Here is a 4,081-nt window from a genome sequence, read left to right as displayed (position 1 = left end):
CGGCCGCCGCGAAGGCGCGGAACACCACGCCCGGCCACACTCGCGAGGTCGCGGTGAAGCGCAGCGGCCGGGCCCCGGCCGTCGCGGCCGGTGCCGCGGCACCCGCCGTGACCGCCACGAGCAGCAGGGACAGCGTCCGTCTCGGCACCGGCCAACGCCTCTCACTCGGCTTTCCATCGGCGCCGGTCATCCTTTCCGGATCAGGGCCGTGGATCCAGCCGCGCGGGGGCGTGTCCCGCTGCCCGGGTCGGACCTGGGCGATGAGGCGCACGACGTTTCCGCCCACATCGCCACCGGCCGCTTGTCCGAGGCGAAAGCGATGACGCGGAAGATGGTGTCCGCCGCGAGGTCCGGCAGCGAGGGCTCCGACGCTCAGCTGGAGGAGCCGAGCTCCTCGGCCAGGGCCTCCTCTTCGGCCCGGTCCTCGGCGGAACGGCCCGCCTCGGCCTGCTGGGCGTGCTCGGCCTCGCCCAGCAGGCGGTGGCCGGTGGCCAGCACGACGATGCCGAGCGTGATGGCCGCGGAGCCCACGTAGAAGGGCACGTGCACGTTCGAGTGTTCGGCGATCTTTCCGGCCGCGAACGGGGCGAGGCCGCCGCCGATGAAGCGGACGAAGCCGTAGGCCGCCGACGCGACCGGGCGCTCCACCGGGGCGACGGTCATGACGGCCTGCGTGGTGATCGTGTTGTTCACGCCGATGAAGATCCCGGCGATGATCACGGCGATGATCAGGACCGGCTTCGAGGTGGTGAAGATCGCGATGACCAGCACGTCGACGGCGAACAGCGCGAGGTTCACGTACAGCGCCCGCGCGATGCCGAGGCGGGCCTGCAGCCGCGGCGCGCCGAAGACCGCGAAGATCGCGACGAACACGCCCCAGCCGGTGAAGACGTACCCGAGCGCGTGGGCGCCCAGGCCCATCGGGAACGGCGCGTACCCCAGCACCGTGAAGAAGCCCCAGTTGTAACAGAGGGCGGTCAGGGCCATCGTGAGCAGGCCGCGGTGCCGCAGCGCCTTGATCGGGTCGGCGATCGACGTCCGGCGTTCGGGCCGTGGCGTGGGCTGCACCAGGACGACCGTGGCGATGAGCGCGATCGCCATCAGGACGGTCACGCCGAAGAACGGTCCGCGCCAGGTGATGGCGCCCAGTTCGCCGCCGAGCAGCGGGCCGATCGCGATGCCGATGCCCAGCGCGGTCTCGTACAGGATGATCGCTCCGGCGAAGCCGCCGCTGGCCGAGCCGACGATCACCGCCAGGGACGTGGCGATGAACAGCGCGTTGCCGAGCCCCCAGCCGGCGCGGAAGCCGACGATGCCCGAGATCGAGTCCGCCGACCCGGCGAGCGCGCTGAACACCACGATCAGGACGAGGCCGGCGACGAGCGTCCGCTTCGCGCCGATGCGGCTGGAGACGAAGCCGGTCACGAGCATCGCGACCGCCGTCACGACCAGATAGCTGGTGAACAGCAGCTCCACCTGGCTCGGGCTGGCGTGCAGCTTGGTCGACAGCGCGGGCAGGATCGGGTCCACCAGCCCGATGCCCATGAAGGAGATGACACAGGCGAACGCCACGGCCCACACGGCGCGCGGCTGCCGGAACGGATTGGTCTGGGGGGCGTGCGAACTGCTGGAATGGCTCAACGGTCCCGTCCTGAGGTGAGGGGTTCGGCCGGGTCCGTGCGTCTCTCGGCCGGTTCTGGGGCGCCGGGGCGCCGCTCGACGAGCTTGCGGATGACCGGCAGGGCCGCGAGCACGGCGGCGCCGAGCGCCGCCTCCTCCTCGGGCGGCAGGGTGGCGAGCACCTCGGCCAGCTCCGCGGCCCGCGCCCGCCGGCGGTCGGCGAGCAGCCGCCGCCCGGCGTCGGTGATGCCCACCCACACCAGCCGCCGGTCGTCGGGGTCGCGGTTGCGCTCGACGAGCCCCTGGCGCTCCAGACGCTGTACGAGCTGCGTCATCGAGGGCTGGGCGACGCCTTCCTCGACGGCGAGCGAGGTGAGCCGGCGGGGGCCGTCCTGCTCGAGCCGGGAGAGCGTCGAGGCGGTCGTGAAGCTGATGTCCCGCGGCGCGCCGTTGCGACGGAGCGCGAACCGGGTGAGCTCATCCAGCCCCGCCGCCACAGAGGGCCGCGCGGCGGAAGGTGATGTGTCGGACCTGTCCGTCTCCGCACTCATGGCGGAAAAAATATCACATGCCTATATAGGCGGCCTATGAAGTTTCGGGGCACGGGGGAGCCGCGCGTGTCTGGAGTGGGCGATGTCGGAGGCGGGTCAGACCGGTTCGAGGGCGCGGTGCGGTTCCGCCGGGAGTTCCACCCTGATCGGGTCGCCGGGGCGGACCGGGCCGCCCTGCCGTACGACGCTCATGACGCCCGCCTTGCGCACGACGTTGCCGCCCTCGTCGCGGCCGAGGACCTGCTTGAGCAGGCCGGACTGGAAGTCATCGATCTGGCGGCACGGGTTGCGCAGGCCCGTGACCTCCACGATCGCGCTGTCGCCGATGTGCAGGAGCGTGCCGGTCGGCAGCGCGAGCAGGTCCAGGCCGCGGGTGGTGACGTTCTCCCCGAGCCGGCCGGGCTCGACCGTGAAGCCCGCGCGCGCGACCTCGGCGAACAGTTCCTCGTGGATGAGGTGGACCTGGCGGAGGTTGGGCTGGGACGGGTCGCGTGCCACCCGTGAGCGGTGCTTGACCGTCACGCCCGCGTGCACGTCCCCCTCGACGCCGAGCCCGGCGACCAGTGTGATGCTCTCCCGGTTCGGCTTCGTGAAGGAGTACTCGCCGTTGCGGCTGACCGCGGCGACCGTGCCGTCCATCTCCCCGAACCCCTCCCCGTCGACACCGTGATCAGCCTAAGGGCGGTTCGGCGAGGGCGAGCGTGTGAATCGGGCCACGGCCGGGCCCGCACCCGGCGCGGCGCGCTCCCGTGCGCGATGTGATCACATGCCGAGTCGCCCCTGGAGATGTGCGCGGTCATTGCGCGGTTATGAGCATTTGTGCTATCAAACCATCAGATCTGATCACGGCCGCCTGAACGAGCGGCCCAGAACGGAGTGACCGTGACGACGCACGTCGAGACAGAGATCGCGGACCAGCCGGCCTGCTGGCAACGGGCCGCGGAGCTCGCCGCCACGCCCCTGCCCGGCCTGCCCGAGCCCGGGGAGCGTGTCGCCGTCGTCGGCTGCGGCACCTCGCTGTTCATCGCGCAGGCGTACGCCGCTCTGCGCGAGGGCGCGGGCCAGGGCGAGACCGACGCGTTCGCGGCGTCGGAGACGCCGGCCGGCCGGCCGTACGACCGGGTCGTGGCGCTGCGCCGGTCCGGCGCCACCACCGAGATCCTCGAACTGCTGGGCGACCTGCGGGGCGCGGTGCGCACCACCGCGATCACCGGCGACCCCGGCACGCCGGTCATGACGGCCGCCGACGACGTGGTCGTCCTCGACTTCGCCGACGAGCGGTCGGTCGTGCAGACGCGGTTCGCCACCACCACGCTCACGCTGTTGCGCGCCCACCTCGGGCTGGACGTCGCGGCGGCGGTCGCGGACGCGCGCCGTGCCGTCGGACAGGACCTCCCGGCGGGCGTCGCCGACCGTACCCAGTTCACCTTCCTGGGCGCGGGCTGGACCGTCGGCCTGGCCTCCGAGGCCGCGCTGAAGATGCGCGAGGCGTCGCTGAGCTGGGCGGAGTCCTACCCGGCCAAGGAGTACCGGCACGGCCCGATCGCGATCACCGACGAGCGCTCGGCGGTCTGGATGTTCGGCCCGGCTCCGGAGGGCCTGGAGGAGCAGGTGCGGGAGACGGGCGGCCGGTGGGTCCAGCCGGACCTCGATCCCGCCGCGTCGCTCATCCTGGCGCAGCGCCTGGCCGTGAGCCTGGCGGCCGCGCGCGGGCTGGACCCCGACACCCCGCGCCACCTGACGCGCTCGGTCATCCTGCGTCCGGCCGCCGGCTGAGGAGCACGTATGCCACTCGTTCCGACCGCGACCGTCGTCGGCGCCGCGCGCGCCGCCGGGCGGGGCGCCGCCGCGTTCAACGTCATCCAGATCGAGCACGCCCAGGCGATCGTGGCCGGCGCCGAACGCGCGGG

General features: G+C 72.8%; 4 protein-coding genes. 1 reads left to right on the top strand and 3 read right to left on the bottom strand.

The features are described from left to right. Positions 1–372: 372 nt before the first annotated feature. From ACFFNX_RS43965 to ACFFNX_RS43955, 3 genes are all read right to left on the bottom strand, one after another. Positions 373–1,641, bottom strand: coding sequence for an MFS transporter (locus tag ACFFNX_RS43965; RefSeq protein ID WP_378212198.1), 1,269 nt, complete (start codon positions 1,639–1,641; stop codon positions 373–375). Then, the gene (locus tag ACFFNX_RS43960) at positions 1,638–2,171 is read right to left on the bottom strand and encodes a MarR family winged helix-turn-helix transcriptional regulator (RefSeq protein ID WP_378212197.1); all 534 of its coding nucleotides are present in this window, start codon (positions 2,169–2,171) and stop codon (positions 1,638–1,640) included. The genes ACFFNX_RS43965 and ACFFNX_RS43960 overlap by 4 nt, the downstream gene beginning before the upstream one ends. A gap of 96 nt (positions 2,172–2,267) precedes the next feature. Then, positions 2,268–2,810: an MOSC domain-containing protein gene (locus ACFFNX_RS43955; protein WP_378212196.1), complete on the bottom strand. Its 543-nt coding sequence runs from the start codon at positions 2,808–2,810 to the stop codon at positions 2,268–2,270. A gap of 243 nt (positions 2,811–3,053) precedes the next feature. Between ACFFNX_RS43955 and ACFFNX_RS43950 the strand changes: the two genes are divergently transcribed. Next, positions 3,054–3,947 (top strand): SIS domain-containing protein, encoded by an 894-nt coding sequence (locus ACFFNX_RS43950; protein ID WP_378212195.1) that lies wholly within the window; start codon positions 3,054–3,056, stop codon positions 3,945–3,947. Positions 3,948–4,081: the final 134 nt, after the last annotated feature.

The sequence above is a fragment of the Actinoallomurus acaciae genome, from assembly GCF_042429965.1.
In the GTDB taxonomy this organism is placed as follows: domain Bacteria; phylum Actinomycetota; class Actinomycetes; order Streptosporangiales; family Streptosporangiaceae; genus Actinoallomurus; species Actinoallomurus acaciae.
Note: the sequence above shows the minus strand (reverse complement) of the source record. Positions and strands in the feature narration are given on the sequence as shown.